Here is a 562-nt window from a genome sequence, read left to right as displayed (position 1 = left end):
TATTTTCCCAGAACTACAGCTCCGGTAAATACAAATTACATAAATGGCGGAGGCAACACTTTCGGTAATACGAACAACGGCGGTGTCGTTTCTCCTTCTTTTAACTGTCCCGCAACGATAACGATCCGATGTCTGGCAAGTGACGATCCAAGTCCGGCATTAAGTACTTATAGTATAAGCAATACCTGTCCTGCAGCTGTGGTAAATTTAACAACAATTACAGCGGGCAATCAGAATGCGGACGTTACCTTAACCTGGCACACCGGCTCCACAGCTACGGATGCCAATAAAGTGACAACACCGGATGCCTTAAATCAGGGAGGAATTTATTATGCGGCGTTTTATGATGCGGCAAACGGATGCTACAGTACCACTTCTGCTCCCGTTACTGTAAGTATTAACGGCTGTACTGTGATATCCAACATTTGTCCTGCTGTTACTGTTAATCTTACGGCATTGGTACAAAGTGGTAATCTTCCGGTAACGTGGCATACGGGAACTCCGGCTACGGACTCTAACAAAATCGCCAGTCCTGACGCAGTTTCTGTCTCCGGAACGTACT

At 46.1% G+C, this 562-nt stretch carries 1 protein-coding gene; it reads left to right on the top strand.

The features are described from left to right. The coding region (locus WFK35_RS23015) for a hypothetical protein (RefSeq protein WP_336734984.1) at positions 1 to 562 on the top strand (562 nt) is incomplete at both ends.

This window comes from Chryseobacterium sp. VD8 (assembly GCF_037149975.1).
Classification (GTDB): domain Bacteria; phylum Bacteroidota; class Bacteroidia; order Flavobacteriales; family Weeksellaceae; genus Chryseobacterium; species Chryseobacterium indicum.
Note: the sequence above shows the minus strand (reverse complement) of the source record. Positions and strands in the feature narration are given on the sequence as shown.